General features: G+C 60.2%; 13 protein-coding genes. 9 read left to right on the forward strand and 4 right to left on the reverse strand.

Annotated features, from left to right (window positions below; genetic code table 11):
- Positions 1–30: 30 nt before the first annotated feature.
- The 8 genes from AC2FIS_RS17725 (at position 31) to AC2FIS_RS17760 (ending at position 10,784) form a co-directional block, all read left to right on the forward strand.
- Complete coding sequence (locus AC2FIS_RS17725; protein ID WP_496722416.1) at positions 31–1,446, forward strand: YcjX family GTP-binding protein; 1,416 nt, start codon at positions 31–33, stop codon at positions 1,444–1,446.
- Positions 1,443–1,898 (forward strand): GNAT family N-acetyltransferase, encoded by a 456-nt coding sequence (locus tag AC2FIS_RS17730; RefSeq protein ID WP_496774697.1) that lies wholly within the window; start codon positions 1,443–1,445, stop codon positions 1,896–1,898. The genes AC2FIS_RS17725 and AC2FIS_RS17730 overlap by 4 nt, the downstream gene beginning before the upstream one ends.
- Positions 1,891–2,880 (forward strand): YcjF family protein, encoded by a 990-nt coding sequence (locus tag AC2FIS_RS17735; protein WP_496774698.1) that lies wholly within the window; start codon positions 1,891–1,893, stop codon positions 2,878–2,880. The genes AC2FIS_RS17730 and AC2FIS_RS17735 overlap by 8 nt, the downstream gene beginning before the upstream one ends.
- Before the next feature lie 54 nt (positions 2,881–2,934).
- Complete coding sequence (locus AC2FIS_RS17740) at positions 2,935–3,645, forward strand: VIT1/CCC1 transporter family protein (RefSeq protein ID WP_282170782.1); 711 nt, start codon at positions 2,935–2,937, stop codon at positions 3,643–3,645.
- 281 nt (positions 3,646–3,926) lie between these two features.
- Positions 3,927–6,626, forward strand: a complete 2,700-nt coding sequence (locus AC2FIS_RS17745) for a DUF2339 domain-containing protein (protein ID WP_496774699.1) — start codon at positions 3,927–3,929, stop codon at positions 6,624–6,626.
- A 163-nt stretch (positions 6,627–6,789) separates the two neighbouring features.
- Complete coding sequence (gene ileS / locus AC2FIS_RS17750; protein WP_496774701.1) at positions 6,790–9,702, forward strand: isoleucine--tRNA ligase; 2,913 nt, start codon at positions 6,790–6,792, stop codon at positions 9,700–9,702.
- Positions 9,703–9,784: 82 nt separating this feature from the next.
- Positions 9,785–10,240 carry a methylated-DNA--[protein]-cysteine S-methyltransferase gene (locus AC2FIS_RS17755; protein ID WP_496774703.1) on the forward strand — a complete coding sequence of 152 codons (456 nt, stop codon included), beginning with the start codon at positions 9,785–9,787 and terminating at the stop codon, positions 10,238–10,240.
- Positions 10,241–10,316: 76 nt separating this feature from the next.
- Positions 10,317–10,784, forward strand: coding sequence for a hypothetical protein (locus AC2FIS_RS17760; protein WP_496774704.1), 468 nt, complete (start codon positions 10,317–10,319; stop codon positions 10,782–10,784).
- Between the two features lie 3 nt (positions 10,785–10,787).
- Here AC2FIS_RS17760 and AC2FIS_RS17765 read toward each other — a convergent pair whose 3' ends face one another.
- The 4 genes from AC2FIS_RS17765 to fsa all read right to left on the reverse strand — a co-directional run bounded on the left by AC2FIS_RS17765 (position 10,788) and on the right by fsa (position 14,041).
- Positions 10,788–11,483 carry a CDP-alcohol phosphatidyltransferase family protein gene (locus AC2FIS_RS17765; RefSeq protein ID WP_496774706.1) on the reverse strand — a complete coding sequence of 232 codons (696 nt, stop codon included), beginning with the start codon at positions 11,481–11,483 and terminating at the stop codon, positions 10,788–10,790.
- A gap of 85 nt (positions 11,484–11,568) precedes the next feature.
- Positions 11,569–12,489 carry a tyrosine recombinase XerC gene (locus AC2FIS_RS17770; protein WP_496774707.1) on the reverse strand — a complete coding sequence of 307 codons (921 nt, stop codon included), beginning with the start codon at positions 12,487–12,489 and terminating at the stop codon, positions 11,569–11,571.
- Positions 12,486–13,193: a DUF484 family protein gene (locus AC2FIS_RS17775; protein WP_058273210.1), complete on the reverse strand. Its 708-nt coding sequence runs from the start codon at positions 13,191–13,193 to the stop codon at positions 12,486–12,488. Before AC2FIS_RS17775 ends, AC2FIS_RS17770 begins: the two co-directional genes overlap by 4 nt.
- Positions 13,194–13,387: 194 nt before the next feature.
- Complete coding sequence (gene fsa, locus AC2FIS_RS17780) at positions 13,388–14,041, reverse strand: fructose-6-phosphate aldolase (protein ID WP_496774708.1); 654 nt, start codon at positions 14,039–14,041, stop codon at positions 13,388–13,390.
- Between the two features lie 90 nt (positions 14,042–14,131).
- Here fsa and AC2FIS_RS17785 point away from each other — a divergent pair, with 90 nt between their 5' ends.
- A complete protein-coding gene (locus AC2FIS_RS17785) occupies positions 14,132–16,327 on the forward strand; it encodes a primosomal protein N' (RefSeq protein WP_496774710.1) in 2,196 nt (731 codons plus the stop codon).
- Positions 16,328–16,399: the final 72 nt, after the last annotated feature.

A 16,399-nucleotide genomic window follows, 5' to 3' on the forward strand; every position in this document is an offset into this window, starting at 1 on the left:
TGGGAAAAACGAAAAAAGCGGGGCGACGGTTTGGTCATCTCATCTCTGGCAGACAGTCTGACGCGCGGCGTCGAATCCGTGGGTGACCGCGTGTCTGAGGCATTGTTTGAGCCGGTGATCCGACTGGGTGTCACCGGGCTGGCGCGTTCAGGAAAGACAGTATTCATCACGTCTCTGGTCGCGAACTTGCTGGACCGGGGGCGGATGCCGGGTCTTGTGGCGCAGCAAGAAGGGCGGATCAACGCGGCTTACCTGCAGCCGCAACCAGACGATACCGTGCCCCGGTTCGACTACGAAAATCACCTGGCGGCGCTGACCGGGCCTCAACCACACTGGCCCGAAAGTACGCGCGCAGTGTCAGAACTGCGTTTGTCGTTCAAAGCCCGTCCCGCGGGGCTTTTGTCAGGGTTGCAGGGACCACGCACTATTCATCTGGATATCGTGGATTACCCCGGCGAATGGCTGCTGGATCTGGCGTTGCTGGACAAAACCTATGAGGTCTGGTCGCAGGAAACACTGGAGCGCATCGCCAATCGCAATGAGGCGACGACCTTTCTGGCGCAGGCAAAGGCGGTTGACCCTTCTGACAGCCACGACGAACCAAAGGCCCAATCACTGGCCAAAGAATTCGCCTCTTATCTGAACGCTGCCCGCGATGCCGGGTTTTACGACTGCACGCCAGGGCGGTTCTTGCTGCCGGGCGATCTGGCAGGCTCGCCGGCGCTGACATTTGCACCCTTGCCGGTCGAGGGTCACGGCCCGCGACGCAGTCTGCACCGCGAGATGGCCCGGCGATACGAGGCCTATAAATCTCAGGTTGTGAAACCGTTTTTCCGCGATCATTTTTCCCGGATCGACCGTCAGGTGGTTTTGGTGGACGCGCTGGGCGCGATCCATAACGGGCCACAGGCGGTCGAGGATATGCGTCGCGCGATGGCCGATATCCTGTCGGCGTTTCGGCCCGGACGAAATGCGTGGCTTAGCCAGTTGTTGCTCGGCAAACGGGTCGAGCGCATCCTGTTTGCGGCCACCAAGGCGGACCATTTGCACCATCTTCAACACCACCGCCTGACCAATATCATGGAGGCCCTGACCCGCGAGGCGCGCGATCGTGCCAGCTTCGCCGGGGCCGAGACGGCGGCGCTGTCGCTGGCCTCGTTAAGGGCAACGACCGAGGAAATCCGCACCCATAACGGGGCCGAGCTGCCCTGCGTGCGAGGTACATTGTTAGACAGCGGCAAGCAGGCCGCTTTCTATCCCGGTGATCTGCCCGAAGATCCGACGCATTTGCTTGGCCCGGCGCGCAACGGGTCCGAAGGCTGGCTGGGCGAGGATTATGAGTTCATGGCATTCGCGCCGGCACACCTGACACTGCGGCCCGGGGATGGCCCGCCACACATACGGCTGGACCGCGCAGCCCAGTTCCTGATCGGAGACCGGCTGTGAATGTCATTCTTCGCCGCGCCCGCAGCACGGATGCCGGTGCCACCGGAGAGATTTTGCATGGCTTCGCCCGTGAAAACGATTGGATGCCGGAACTGCACTCGCAGGCGGAAACCATCGCGTTTTGTGGCCGTATGATTGAATTGGATTGGGTGACCGTGGCCGATACCGGTGACAGGGTGATCGGGTTTTTGGCGCTCAACGGTGCCGAAATCCACTCACTGTACCTGGCGCCTGGCGCACGGGGGCGGGGGATCGGTCAGCAATTGCTTGAACATGCCAAATCGTGCCGATCCGAATTGTCATTGTTTGCGTTTCAGGCCAACCATCCAGCGCGCCGGTTCTATGAACGCAACGGCTTTGCCGAGGTTGCGCGCAGCAGCGGCGCTGACAATGACGAGAACCTCCCGGACATAAAGTATGTCTGGAACAGTGAAGGAGCAGCCAATGGCTAAGGGGCCGGTTCTGATTGATCTGGAGGGTGATGAACCCGCGACTGATGTGTCGCAAGCACCTCCGGTCCCGGATATCGCACAACCTCAGGGTCAGGCGATGCAAGGTGCGGCGCGTTTGGCGGCGCGCAAACCTTCGGCCCTGTCGCGATGGTTCTGGGGGTTGGCGCTTGCCGCGCTTGGGGCCGTGGTGTCGGTGGCGGCTTGGGATTTTGTGAATTCAGTGATTTTGCGTGCGCCGATTGTAGGATGGGTGATTACGGGTTTGTTTGCAGCACTGGTGCTGGTCGCATTGATCATCGCTGTGCGCGAGCTGGCCGCAATCGGGCGGTTGTCCCGTGTGGACGGGATGCGGCGCGCGGCAGATACTGCCTTGGCCGAAGATGATCTGGAGCAGGCGCGCGCGGTCACGAACCGATTGATCTCGTTTTACAAAGGCCGAGACGAAACCCGTTGGGGGCGCGATCGGCTGTCCGAACGGATCGACGAACAATTTGACGCGCCTGGTTTGCTAACCCTGGCCGAGGATGAGTTGCTGGCCCCGCTGGATGTCGCTGCCAGTCGCGAAGTCGAGGCTGCCGCGCGGCAGGTTGCAACGGTGACGGCCTTGGTGCCCTTGGCGCTTGCGGATGTTGCAACAGCGCTGGCCGCTTCGTTGCGGATGATCCGGCGCATCGCTGAAATCTATGGCGGGCGCGCAGGATTTTTGGGCAGTTGGCGACTGACGCGGGCCGTGTTCGTGCACCTTGTGGCCACCGGGGCCGTGGCCGTCGGGGACGACCTGCTGGAACCTGTGCTTGGGGGATCTATCCTTAGCAAGCTGTCGCGCCGGTTTGGCGAGGGGCTTGTCAACGGCGCGCTAAGTGCGCGGGTCGGGGTCGCCGCGATGGAGGTCTGCCGTCCGCTGCCCTTCTCGGATCGGCACAAGCCATCGACCCGCGGCATCATCAAACGTGCTCTGGCTGGCTTGTTTTCCAAAACTTGACCTGACGCAAGGTACAGTGGTTGGCTGTCGTGCATAACAGTGTCAGAGCCAGCCATGACCGATCACGGACACAGCCAGCAAGAGATTGCAGAACGCATCAACGCGCCACCGGGGCGCGGTGTTTTGCGGGATGTGGTCTATGGTGGGATCGATGGGTCCGTAACCACCTTTGCCATTGTGGCGGGTGTAGCCGGGGCGGGCCTGTCACCCTTTATTATCGTTGCGCTGGGACTGGCCAATGTATTGGCGGACGGGTTTTCCATGGCGGCGGGTAATTACTCGGGCACCAAGGCCGAGCTGGACAATATCCGCCGCATCCGGTCCATCGAAGAACGTCACATCAGACTATACCCGGAAGGCGAGCGGGATGAAGTGCATGCGATCTTGTCGCAAAAGGGCCTGTCGGGGCGCGTGCTGGATGAGGCCACGGACGCCATCACAGCCAACCGCGAGAATTGGATCAATCTGATGATCGAGGGTGAATACGGATTGGGCAGCGTTGATCCGAACCCGTTCAAAGCCGCGATGGCAACGTTTTTAGCGTTTCTTGTGGCCGGCATGGTCCCGCTGCTGCCGTTTCTGCTGTCGTTTGATCGGGCCTTTCAGCTCTCGGTTATCATGACCATGGCGGTCTTCTTTATCATAGGAGCTTTGAAAAGCAGGTGGTCACTGGCTCCGTGGTGGCGGTCGGGTCTAGAGACTTTTGCGATCGGCGGCGCGGCCGCACTGATGGCGTATTTTGTTGGCTCGTTGTTCCATCCCTAGTGACCAGAAGTGTCGCTGGGCGCGCGGTGTAGATGGTTAATTTTGTAAAGCCGATGATGGACCCTGATCTGATCCGGCGACGGTAAAACTTGTCGACGCCTGTTTCGCATCTGGTTCGATTGCCGCTGTGTTGGCCATTATCTGGTTGATGATGGCCAGACTGTCCCTTGGCTGGGGATAAGGCGTTCTGAACTGCGTAGCCCGCAAAAACACGGTTTTTCGGACTGTTGCGCAAATCGACACCCGGCTAGGTTGACGGCACATTTGCCCGGAGGCCTCTGTTGGAATCGCTGCTCGTACTCGTTGGATTGATCGTTCTGGCCGTCCCGGTGGCCATCCTTGTTCTGTTGGTATCCCAGGTTCGACTGCGCCGCCGGGTGGAGCGGCTTGAACAGCAGATCCGCACACTTGGTGGCGACCTGCCAGCGCCAGAAATAGTACCTGAATCGACGCAAGCGAGGGATAAAAAGAGCTCTCCGTGGCCGGCAATCAAAACAGAACCACCCGAGGTCGAAACGAAAGAAGGCACCTCAGCACCTGAGCCACAAAAGATACCCCTTCCCGAACCGATGAAGGACGATCGAATCGCCGCACTGAGCGCTTGGCTGCGCGAGAACTGGTTCTATGCGGTATCCGCCCTGTCTTTGGCGCTGGCTGGTGTTTTTCTGGTCCAATACGGGGTCGAAAGCGGGTTGTTGTCGCCAACGATGCGCGTCATTGCGGCCCTGATGTTCGGCGCGACGCTGATCGGCGCGGGTGAGGTGATCCGCCGGAAGTATGGCGATGACGAGTCTTCAGCCACAGCTTACCTGCCATCGGTCTTTTCTGGGGCCGGGCTGGTGACGCTGTTCGGTGGCTTGCTGGCTGCAAGGCAGTTGTACGATCTGCTTGGTCCCGAAGCGGCCTTGATTGCCATGATTGCTGTTGCGCTTGTGGGGCTTGTTTTGGGCTGGTTCCACGGCCCCTTGCTGGCGGCCGTCGGTTTGATTGGTGCGTTTGCGTCACCCTTCGTGGTGGGCGGGACCTCGACCGATCCCGGCTGGTTGTACGGCTATTTCTTTGTGATCGCCGTCCTTGGGTTGGGTATCGACACCGTGCGGCGCTGGGCGTGGATATCTGTTCTGACGCTGGTCGGGGCTTATTCCGCGTGCCTGCTTTTGGTGCTCTCGGCACCCGCGACCGAGCCGGGGTATCTTGTCGGCGTAACCGCATTGGCAGTTATCGCGATCACGATCCCCGTGCGGCGGATCTGGCCAGATCACGAGGGGCGCATGATCAGTGAGATCATTGCCATTCAAAAAGGCCTTCAGTGGCCAGAGTTTCCCACCCGCCTTGCTTTTGGTGCGGTGACCGTCACCACGGTAATCCTGGCGATACACGGGCCGGACTCGGCGGCAGAATTCTGGCTGGGTATCATGCTGTTGGCAGGCCTGACGATGGGCTTGCTGACCTGGGCAAGCCAAGCGCGGGCCCTGCAAGACCTGACCATACTGCCAGCCGCTGGTCTAACTTGGTTCGTACTGATCCATGGGTGGGACAACGGCTCTGTCGCGCGCCGGTTTGCCGAAACCTATGCCGAAACCGCCGAGGCTGATTTCCCGTGGGCAGTCACCCTGTTGGTGGCATTGGGCGCATTGATCTCAGGCCTTGCGGCATGGCGGTCCTTCCGCGCAACCGAGTACCGGGCTGTATGGGCGGGCGGTGCTGCAGTATTTGCACCGGTATTGGCAATCGCGCTGGAGCTTGGGTGGCATCCCGCTGAGGTCATCGGAGCCTATCCGTGGGCGTTGCATGCGGTTGCATTGACGGTGATGATGGTCGTTCTGGCCGGGCGCTTCGCACGGATCGATGGCGAAAGCCGACTGCGGGCGGCTTTGGTGACCTTGTCGGCTTTGTCCTGCCTGACCTTTGCCTGCGTGATTGTCCTAAGCTCGGCTGCACTGACCATTGCATTTGTCGCCCTAATCGTGGTCGCGGCGGTGCTGGATCGGCGCTTTGATCTTCCACCGATGGGTTGGTTCATCTGGGCTGGCGTCTTCACTGTCACGCTCAGACTTGTGCTGAACCCCGGTCTAGATTGGGCAAACTCGGCACCGGTCGCAGAAATGGCGCTTGTCTATGCCACAGCTGCTGTTGGATTTCTGGCGGCCTGGGCCATCCTACGCCCATTGAACCGTCCGGTCATCGCGCTGCTTCTGGAAAGTGCAGCCTGGGCGACGGCGGGCATTTTGTTGTCCTTGCTGTTGCTGCGCTGGCTCGAAGGGTTTGGCAACGGCGGTGCCCATGACAGCCACTGGGGGTTGGGGCTTTTGTCCTTGATCTGGCTGCTGCTGGCCTGCGCGCAGGTGCGGCGGTTCGAACTGGGCGGAAAACTGAACTATGCGCGCTATGGGCTGGCGTTGTTCTTTGCAGCACATGGTGTTGTTCGCCTGGCGCAGGCGCTGACCGAGGCGAACCCATTGCTGAATGCCCAAGCTGATCCGGTGCTTGGGGTGCCAATACTGAATACCCTCGCCGTGGCTTACCTGTTGCCCGCCATTGTATTGGCCGTTTCTGCTGCTTGGCTGCCCGCACTGCATCCGCGCTGGAAACAGGTGTGCTTCGGTCTGGCGACTGCCTTGTGTGCCGTCTGGCTGGGCTTGACAATTCGTCATATTTGGCAAGGGGCCAGCGGTATGTATGAAGGCAATGGCGTGACCCAGCCCGAGCTTTACTCCTATACCATGGCCTTACTGCTGATCGGTGCGGGGCTGTTCTACCAGTCACTCGCCCGCCGGTCGGACATGATGCGCAAGGCGGGGTTGGTCGTCATTGGGCTTGCCGTGGCCAAGGTGTTCCTGGTCGATATCGCTGGTTTGGGGGGGCTTATCCGGGTGTTCTCTCTGCTGGCGCTGGGCCTCGCGCTGGCCGGTTTGGCGTGGCTGAACCGGTGGGCCACGCTGCGCCATTCGCCGCATGGGGCGGAACCTCTGGACCATTAGGCGTGGGCGTCCTATAAGCCCGGCATGTATGACCGGATGGCCATCATTATTCGAATTATATCCCCGGCGCTCTGATATCGCGAGACGCCGGGCAAAGGTGCTTGAGAATTCGCACTGACCGCTTCGATCCACACACGACAAGATCATCCTGAGGACGCCCCCAATGTGCGCCGACACGACCCAAACACCTGACTACAAAGACACGCTGAACCTGCCCAAAACCGACTTCCCCATGCGCGCTGGCCTGCCCAAGCGCGAACCCGCATGGCTGGATCGCTGGGAAGAGATCGGCGTCTATGACCGCCTGCGCGAAAAAGAGGGCCGCACGCCCTTTACCTTGCACGATGGCCCCCCCTACGCCAACGGTCACCTGCATATCGGCCACGCGCTGAACAAGACCATCAAGGACATGATCGTACGCAGCCATCAGATGATGGGTCATGACGCGCGCTATGTGCCCGGCTGGGACTGCCACGGCCTGCCGATCGAATGGAAGATCGAGGAACAGTATCGCAAGAAGGGCAAGAACAAGGACGAGGTGAACATCGTCGACTTCCGTCAGGAATGCCGCAAATTCGCCGAAGGCTGGATCGACGTCCAGCGCGAAGAATTCAAGCGCCTTGGTATCACCGGCAACTGGCCCGATCCCTACATCACCATGGACTATCACGCCGAGGCCGTGATCGCCGACGAGTTCATGAAGTTCCTGATGAACGGGACGCTCTATCAGGGCTCAAAACCCGTAATGTGGTCGCCCATTGAGAAAACAGCGCTGGCCGAGGCTGAGGTCGAGTACCACGACAAGGAAAGCTTCACCATCTGGGTGAAATTCAAAGTCGTAAATGCGGGCGATCTTGATGACGCTTTTGTCGTGATCTGGACGACGACTCCGTGGACCATGCCGTCGAACAAAGCGGTAGTGTACGGCAAGGACATCTCTTACGGCCTCTACGAAGTCACCGGAGCACCCGACGAATGCTGGGCCAGTGCCGGAGACAAGTTCCTGCTGGCCGACAATCTGGCGGCCGATGTATTGGGTCGCGCGCGCCTGAACGACGATCAGTGGACTCGCGTGCGTGACGTAACCACCGATGAGTTGGCAGGTGTCCAGTTGACCCACCCGCTGGCCGGGGCCGAAGGTGGCAATAGCGAATGGGACGACATCCGCGACTTCCGCGCGGCTGAGTTTGTAACCGACACCGAAGGAACCGGCTTCGTTCACTGTGCGCCGTCGCATGGTATGGAAGAATTCGAGCTCTATCGCGATCTGGGCATGCTCGAGCAGGTCATCACCTATAACGTAATGGACGACGGCTCATTTCGTGCTGATCTGCCGTTCTTTGGCGGCAAATACATCCTTTCCCGAAAAGGCGGCGAGGGTGACGCGAACAAAGCCGTCATCGACAAGCTGGTCGAGGTTGGCGGGCTACTGGCGCGTGGCAAGATCAAGCACAGCTATCCCCATTCGTGGCGCTCGAAAGCGCCGATCATCTATCGCAACACGCCGCAGTGGTTTGCATCCGTTGACCGTAAGCTGGATGACGGCATGGGTCAGATGGGCGATTCCATCCGCGAACGCGCCTTGCGCTCAATCGACGAGCTGGTGAAGTGGACACCGCAGACCGGTCGCAACCGTCTGTATTCGATGATCGAAGCGCGCCCGGATTGGGTTCTGTCGCGCCAGCGCGCCTGGGGTGTGCCGCTGACCTGCTTCACCAAGAAAGGGGCCTTGCCCACCGACGCGGATTACCTGCTGCGCAACGAAGAGCTCAACGCCTGCATCAAGGCGGCGTTCGAGAAGGACGGCGCGGATATCTGGTACACCGACGGGTTCAAAGAGAAGATCCTCGATGGAATCGCCAACCCGGATGACTACGATCAGGTGTTCGACGTGTTGGATGTGTGGTTCGACTCAGGCTCGACCCACGCATTTGTTCTGCGCGACCGTGAAGACGGGACCGAGGACGGCATCGCCGATGTCTATATGGAAGGCACCGACCAGCACCGCGGATGGTTCCATTCGTCGATGCTGCAGGCTTGCGGCACCAAGGGGCGTGCGCCCTATCGCAATGTTGTGACCCATGGCTTCACGCTGGATGCCAAGGGCAACAAGATGTCCAAGTCGCTGGGCAACACCATCGTGCCGGAAGAGGTCATCAAACAGTACGGTGCCGATATCCTGCGCCTTTGGGTGGCTCAGACCGACTACACCGCCGACCAGCGGATCGGGCCGGAGATTTTGAAAGGCACCGCCGACAGCTATCGCCGCCTGCGCAATACCATGCGATTCATGCTGGGCTCGCTGGCCGACTTCACCGAAGCGGATCGCGTCGCGCCTGAGGATATGCCGCGTCTGGAACGCTGGGTGCTCAGCCGTCTGGCTGATTTGGATGAGCAGGTCCGCAAGGGCTATGCGTCTTTCGATTTCCAGGGCGTGTTCAGCGCCGTTTTCACCTTTGCCACGGTCGATCTGTCGTCGTTCTATTTCGACGTCCGCAAGGATGCGCTGTACTGTGATGGCGACAATCTGCGCCGCCGCTCGGCCCGTACCGTTCTGGACATCCTGTTCCACCGCCTGACCACCTGGCTGGCCCCGGTTCTGGTCTTCACCATGGAAGAGGTCTGGCTGGAGCGTTTCCCCGGCGATGACAGCTCGGTCCATCTGGTGGATTTCCCGGATACACCCGCCGATTGGCGCAACGCCGAACTAGAGGCCGGTATGTCCAAAATCCGTCGCGTGCGTCGTGCCGTGACCGCTGCGTTGGAAATCCAGCGTCAGGACAAGGTCATCGGTTCCAGCCTTGAGGCCGCACCGATCGTGCATGTCGAAGACAGTGACACCCGCGACCTGCTGGCAACCTTTGACGTGGATGACATGTGCATCACGTCTGGCCTGACCGTTTCGGGCGACCCAGCCCCTGCCGAGGCATTCCGCGTGCCCGAAATCGAAGGGGTAGGTGTCGTCTTCGAAAAAGCAGATGGCGAGAAATGCCAGCGCTGCTGGAAAATCCTGCCGGACGTCGGTCGGCATTCCCACGCGGGTGTGTGTGGGCGCTGCGACGAAGCGCTGGGCTGAACAATCGAACCCCCGGCGTGACCCGCCGGGGGTTTTTCTTTCCCCGCTTGCGCTGGCCCCGGCGATCTGAAACGCTGTATTCATGCCGATGATTTCCGTTGATACGCAGTTTGGCCGCCTTGGCATTGAAGAAACAGATGGCGCCATCACACGCCTTGTGTGGGATGGGCAGGACGACGGGTCGGACACACCCCTGTTGCAGGAAGCCGCCGCACAGTTGGCCGCGTATAACGAGGGGCGTCTCGAACGGTTCGATCTGCCATATCGTATTGCCGGGTCAGACTTTCAGCGCAATGTCTGCGACCTGATGTATGCCATTCCGCTGGGCGAGACCCGAACGTACGGGGACATCGCGAAAGAGCTTGGGCAGCCACCCCAACCGGTGGGGCAGGCCTGCGGTGCGAACCCCATACCGGTGATTATACCTTGCCATCGGGTGCTGTCTGCCAACGGTCTGGGCGGGTTCTCGGGCGATGGTGGGGTCGAGACCAAAGTGGCCCTTCTGCGCCATGAACGCGCGGCTGGCTTGCTGATCTGATCCGCGAAAACCAGTTGCAATCCACGTGTTTGCGGCCCAACCTATATCAGTTACTGAATTTGAAGGACCGTATTGCATGACCGCCCATACAGACCCGGCCGCTCGCAAAAAGGCCATCATAGACCGCCTGATGTCGCTGGAAGAGCAGGAACTGGCAACTGCTCAGGCGCATTACGACGCATTTCTCAAAGACTCGCAGCTGGACGACCGCGAAGGGCATGACAAGGATGACATCGCCGCCTCGCGCGAGAATGCGGATCTGGCGGCGGCGTTCGATGCACCCGTTCATGCGCACCACGCCAAGATTGATGTGATCGAGAACACGGATTTCAGCCTGGCGGACCGGGTTCAGCCGGGCGCTGTTGTCAAATTCAACAACCGCCGTTTCGTGGTCTGTGTCTCAACGACCCGCTTTGAGGTCGACGGTAAGACCTATATGGGCATCTCAACCCAAAGCCCGATCTACCTGACCATGACCGGTCTGAAAGAGGGTGACGTGTTTACCCATAACGGCACCGAGTTCGAGGTCGAGGAAATCCTGTAACGTTCAGTCGTTGCGCAGCGGGACAAGTTGCTGCGCAATGCCAGCTGAAACCAGGTAGAGGCTTGTAATTACCAACCCCCAATGCGCCCAGCTTTCGGGATGGAAATCGACCCAGGCAGCCCAACCGGCGAAGAACGTCCAGGCAAACGCGATGGGCAGTGACACGTTACGCCAGCGTTCCGTCCGCACCGGGTGAATGAACTTCAACGGTAGGAACATCGCCAGCGACAACAGTGAAACCAGCAGCAGGATCACCCAGAAATTGGGCTCCAGCGCGAAGATCACGATGACGAACATGTTCCAGCAACCCGGAAACCCAGAGAACGAGTTGTCCTTGGTCTTCATCCGCGTGTCCGCGAAATACATGGCGCTGGCAAAGGTGATAACAATGATCGCAAACCAGCCGGTCCAACCGTCCATCAGCCCCGATTTGAACAGCGCAAAGGCCGGGATGAACACGTAGGTCAGATAGTCGATGATCAGGTCCAGAAGAACACCGTCAAATTCCGGTGCGTTCTTTTTGACATGGTAATGGCGCGCAAGCGGGCCGTCGATTCCGTCCACGATGAACGAGATCACCAGCCACAGATACATAAGGCTCCACTTTTCCTCGACCGCGGCCAGCATGGCCAGCATTGCAAAGACGGCGCCAGTCGCGGTGAACAGATGTACGGAAAGGGCTTTGAGTTTTATTGTCATTTGTGTCTCTTGGACGATGCGCGCTGCAGATGCAAACTAAAAGCCGGCTAAGGGTACCGCCCAGACGTCATCGTGGGGCTCGGGATCAGGCCTTGGGGTGGGCGCGGTTGTAGACTTCCATCAGTCGGGCCGTATCTACGGCCGTATAGGCCTGCGTGGTGGACAGTGAGGCATGGCCCAGCAATTCCTGAATGGCGCGCAGATCACCCCCAGCGGACAATAGATGGGTGGCAAAACTGTGCCTTAAAGCGTGCGGCGTGGCGGTTGCGGGCAGGCCAAGCTGCATGCGCGCCTTGGCCATCACGCCCTGAATTGCGCGCGGATTGAGCGCACCACCACGCACCCCGCGGAACAAAGCCTTTTCCTGGGATTGTGGATGCGGACAAAGTTGCAGGTAACGGTCAACGGCGGTGCGGGCGGCCGGGATCACCGGAACGATGCGTTCTTTTCCGCCCTTTCCGACAATACGCAAGCTGCCCGGCAAAGGCGCGTCGCTTCCTGTCAGGGACAGCGCCTCAGATATACGCAAACCGCAGCCATAGAGCAATGTGACGACAGCAACATCCCGCGCCGAGATCCAGTCGTTTGACGACTGAAGTTCGACCGTGTCGATCATTGCGCGGGCCGCGTCTTCGGCCAGCGGGCGGGGAAGTTTTTGGGTAAACTTTGGCGCGCGTGTGGACAGAACAGCGGTGGGTTCGAACCCTTGGCGTTCAGCCAGCCATCGATAAAAGCTTTTGACCGCCGACAGCTTGCGCGCCAGGGATCTCGCACCAACACCTGCGCTGCGCTGATCGGCCATCCAGGCGCGCATGTCGGACACGGTGATCCGGGCCAGCGCTGCCAATCCCTGCTGTTCACTGTGGTGTAGTGTCATGAAAGACAGGAAGTCGGTGACATCACTACGATAGGCGGCCTGGGTGTTTTCCGATCGCCCTGCCAGCGCGCTTAAGCTGTCCAGCCAATATTGTAACGCGTCGCGGCAGGCGGGTGAGATCAGGCTCACGACAACCAGTGGCGCATCGAGCGTTCGAAGACGCCAGCGAAGAACGACAAAAGATCAGTGCCCAGCTGCGGCGAGAAATGATTGCGGTCTCTTGCGCTCATCACGATCATGCCGGGCAACCGGCCTTCACCCAGATCCAACCGCAGGCAAGCCTCGGACCGCAGGTGATCTGCGTTGGGTCCAAAAATCCTGTGCGTCGGGTGGAGGATCTCGCGCAGAACCACGTCGCGGGCGGGGCCGCCGCGGTCGAAGGTCAGGTAATTGTCCACGAAACCGGGTTCGACTACGGACAGAACACCGCCGAGAGTGTCGATGGCGGGGTCTTCCTGCGTGGCTGTGGATTCCAGAATCAGCTTGATGCGATCAACGCGCAGGATTTCGACCACATCCGAGCCGAGCGTGCGCAGGAAATCTTCGAACTCGGCCGGTTCCAGCATGCGGATGACGGCCCGATGCACCTGATTTGTGCCTGCAAGGTTTTCATACGCCGCAGCGATGACGGACCGGTGGGTGTCTTCCAGCCTGTCCAGCCGTTCCTCGAGCCGTTGCATGGCGATGCCGCGCAGGTCGATGACGTTGTCCCCGCGCGCCTGTTCGTTGGCCGTCACAAGTGCCTGCATCAGGTCCTTATCGTCCAGCACGGCGTCTGGTTTGGCCAGAATCGCGGCGCGCAAGTTGTCCTGGAGTTTGGTGTTACTGCTCATGTCCCGCTCGGTCTTTTTTTGTTGAGGGGCTTATAACATGAGTTATGGCGGTTTCCTTGGAAAAAATGCATTGGCGGTGCATTTCATTCCCACTGTGACCTACGGCTCCCGCCTGCGAAACCTTGATCAAAGATCAAGGCTTGGCAGTTGGGCCGGGCGCGGCACCTGACGGTGCCGCGCGGTCGCGCAAAGGGTCAGAGGATTTTCTGACCTGTCTTGGCCCAGTCGGCCAGGAAGGTTTCCAGACCTTTGTCTGTCAACGGGTGATCGGCCAGTTTCTTGATCACGGCAGGCGGTGCGGTGATCACGTCAGCACCGATGCGGGCGCTGTCGGTCACGTGGTTCACGGTGCGGATCGAGGCGGCCAGAATCTCGGTTTCAAAACCGTAATTGTCATAGACCTGACGGATATCCGCGATCAGATCCATGCCATCGAGATTGATGTCATCCAGGCGACCGATGAAGGGCGAGATGAAGGTTGCGCCCGCCTTTGCGGCCAAAAGCGCCTGGTTAGTCGAGAAGCAGAGTGTGACGTTGACCATCTGGCCTTCGTCGCTGAGCGTCTTGCAGGTTTTCAGACCGGCCCATGTCAGCGGAACTTTCACGGCGATATTCGGCGCGATCTTGGCCAGCTTACGGCCCTCGGCGATCATGTCGTCTGCTTCGGTGGCTACAACTTCGGCTGAAACCGGTCCGTCGACCAGATCACAGATTTCCCTGGTCACTTCCAGAATGTCACGGCCTGATTTCAGGATCAGCGAGGGGTTGGTGGTCACGCCGTCCACCATGCCCAGATCGTTCAGTTCGGCAATGGCGTCGATCTCGGCTGTGTCTACGAAGAATTTCATGCGGGCAGTCCTTTGATGGGTTGGCCTTGGTCGCGGATGGCTTTACCTCAAAGAGACCCATGCTGGAACCCCCGAGCCCAAGGATATGCGTTGAGCACTCAGGAGTATTTCGACCACGGAGAGTTGGTTGCGGTTCTGACCGCACAACCGCTGGACCGGACGCTGGATTACAAGGCGCCCGAGGGGGGCTGTTTTCTGGGGGCGTTCGTAGAGGTTCCGCTGGGGCCGCGCAAAGTACTGGGTGTCGTCTGGGGGCCGGGACAGGGCGGGTTCGACCTGAACAAGGCGCGATCCGTGATCCGGGTGCTTGAGGTCGCGCCGATGCGCGAAGAAATGCGGCTGTTTCTGGGGAAGGTTGCTGATTACACCCTGACGCCGATGCCCGCGATGTTGCGTCTGGCAACCCGTGCGCCGGGCTTGGGTGATCCGCCGTCGATGCGCAAGGTTTATCGGCTGGGCAGTGGTGAACCTGATCGCATGACAGACGCGCGGACCCGTGTGCTGGAGGTGCTCCGCGACTATGGCGGGCTGGCGTTCACACTGAAAGAGCTCGCCGAACAGGCGGGCGTGACGTCTTCGGTCGTCAAAGGGTTGGTCAAACAGGGCGCTGTGCGGGAAGAAGACAGCCCGCGCGATTTGCCCTATCCGCGTCTGGATCCGGATTTGCCGGGCAAGGCGCTAACCGACGATCAGGCTGCGGCGGTTGAGAAGTTGCAGAAGGGCCAGCGGTCCGGTGAATATGGAACCACGCTGCTTAAGGGCGTGACGGGTTCGGGCAAAACCGAAGTGTATCTGGAGGCTGTTGCCGAGGCGCTGCGGATGGGCCGACAAGCCTTGGTTCTGCTGCCCGAGATCGCTCTGACAGCGGAATTCCTGACGCGGGTTGAGGCGCGGTTCGGTGCACGCCCGGCCGAGTGGCATTCCGGCGCGACCATGACCGAACGCCGCCGGGTCTGGCGGATGGTCGGGCAGGGGGATGCGCAAATGGTGATTGGTGCGCGGTCAGCTTTGTTCCTGCCGTTTCGCAACCTTGGCCTGGTCGTGGTCGATGAGGAACACGACACCTCTTACAAACAAGAGGACGGCGTGCATTACAGCGCGCGGGACATGGCTGTTCTGCGGTCCGCCATTTGTGGCGGGCGGGTGATTCTGGCCAGCGCAACACCTTCGCTGGAAAGCTGGGCCAATGCCGAGGCGGGAAAATATGACCGGGTCGATCTGACCTCGCGGTTCGGGGCGGCGGTGTTGCCCGAGATGAAGCCCATCGATATGCGGGCCGAACAGATGCAGCCGGGGACGTGGATTTCTCCGTCTTTACGGCAGGCGGTGATGCAGCGTATCGAGAAGGGTGAGCAATCGCTGCTGTTCATCAACCGCCGTGGGTATGCGCCGGTGACCCTGTGCCGCGCTTGCGGGGAGCAGATTGCCTGCGATCATTGCGACGCGCGGATGGTTGAGCACCGTTTTCTGAAACGGCTGATGTGTCACCAATGCGGTGAAACCAAGCCGATGCCCGAGGAATGTCCCTCATGCGGCGTCGAGGGCAAGTTGGCCCCGGTCGGCCCGGGGATCGAGCGGCTGGCCGAAGAGGCTGAGGCGACGTTTCCCGATGCCAAGATCGCGATGCTGAGTTCCGATTTGTTCGGCTCGGCCCGCGCCCTGAAAGCCAAGATCGAAGAGATTGCCGAGGGCGATGCCGATATCGTCATCGGTACGCAGCTGGTCGCGAAGGGGCACAACTTTCCCAATCTGACTTTGGTCGGGGTAATCGATGCCGACCTTAGTCTGCACGGGGCGGACCTGCGCGCCGCTGAGCGGACATTCCAGTTGATGCGGCAAGTCGCGGGTCGGGCAGGCCGGGCGGACAAGCCAGGGCAGGCCCTGTTGCAGACATTCCAGCCCGAGCATCCCGTAATCCGTGCTATTCTTTCAGGTGACGAAGAAGGATTTTGGAAGGCCGAGGCCGCCGGACGGCAGGCGGCGGGTGTGCCGCCATACGGCCGTATGGCCGGGATCGTCCTGTCCGGACCTGAGGTTGGACCAGTTTTTGATATTGGAAATGCAATGGCCCGAAACGATGCGCCACTGCGTGATATCGGGGCACAGGTCTTTGGCCCGGCTCCGGCGCCTATTGCGCGGATTCGCGGCAGACACCGCGTGCGATTGCTGGTCAAGGCACCCAAGGGCGCTCCGATTCAGGACGCGATTGCCCGCTGGATCGCACCCTTGCGCCTTAAGGGCGACCTGCGTTTGACCGTGGATATCGACCCGCAGAGTTTCTACTGACCTCTGCATCTGCGCAGATCGATTGTGCGCGCACTGCTTCGGCCTCGCCAAAATCTGAAAATGGGCGTAGAG

The sequence above is a fragment of the Ruegeria sp. CDSB113 genome (assembly GCF_059611045.1).

Coding starts and splice junctions, on each gene's coding strand:
- AC2FIS_RS17735 (WP_496774698.1), top strand. CDS start 1,891: ATGGCTAAGGGGCCGGTTCTGATTGATCTGGAGGGTGATGAACCCGCG.
- AC2FIS_RS17740 (WP_282170782.1), top strand. CDS start 2,935: ATGACCGATCACGGACACAGCCAGCAAGAGATTGCAGAACGCATCAAC.
- ileS (WP_496774701.1), top strand. CDS start 6,790: ATGTGCGCCGACACGACCCAAACACCTGACTACAAAGACACGCTGAAC.
- AC2FIS_RS17755 (WP_496774703.1), top strand. CDS start 9,785: ATGCCGATGATTTCCGTTGATACGCAGTTTGGCCGCCTTGGCATTGAA.
- AC2FIS_RS17760 (WP_496774704.1), top strand. CDS start 10,317: ATGACCGCCCATACAGACCCGGCCGCTCGCAAAAAGGCCATCATAGAC.
- AC2FIS_RS17765 (WP_496774706.1), bottom strand. CDS start 11,483: ATGACAATAAAACTCAAAGCCCTTTCCGTACATCTGTTCACCGCGACT.
- AC2FIS_RS17775 (WP_058273210.1), bottom strand. CDS start 13,193: ATGAGCAGTAACACCAAACTCCAGGACAACTTGCGCGCCGCGATTCTG.
- fsa (WP_496774708.1), bottom strand. CDS start 14,041: ATGAAATTCTTCGTAGACACAGCCGAGATCGACGCCATTGCCGAACTG.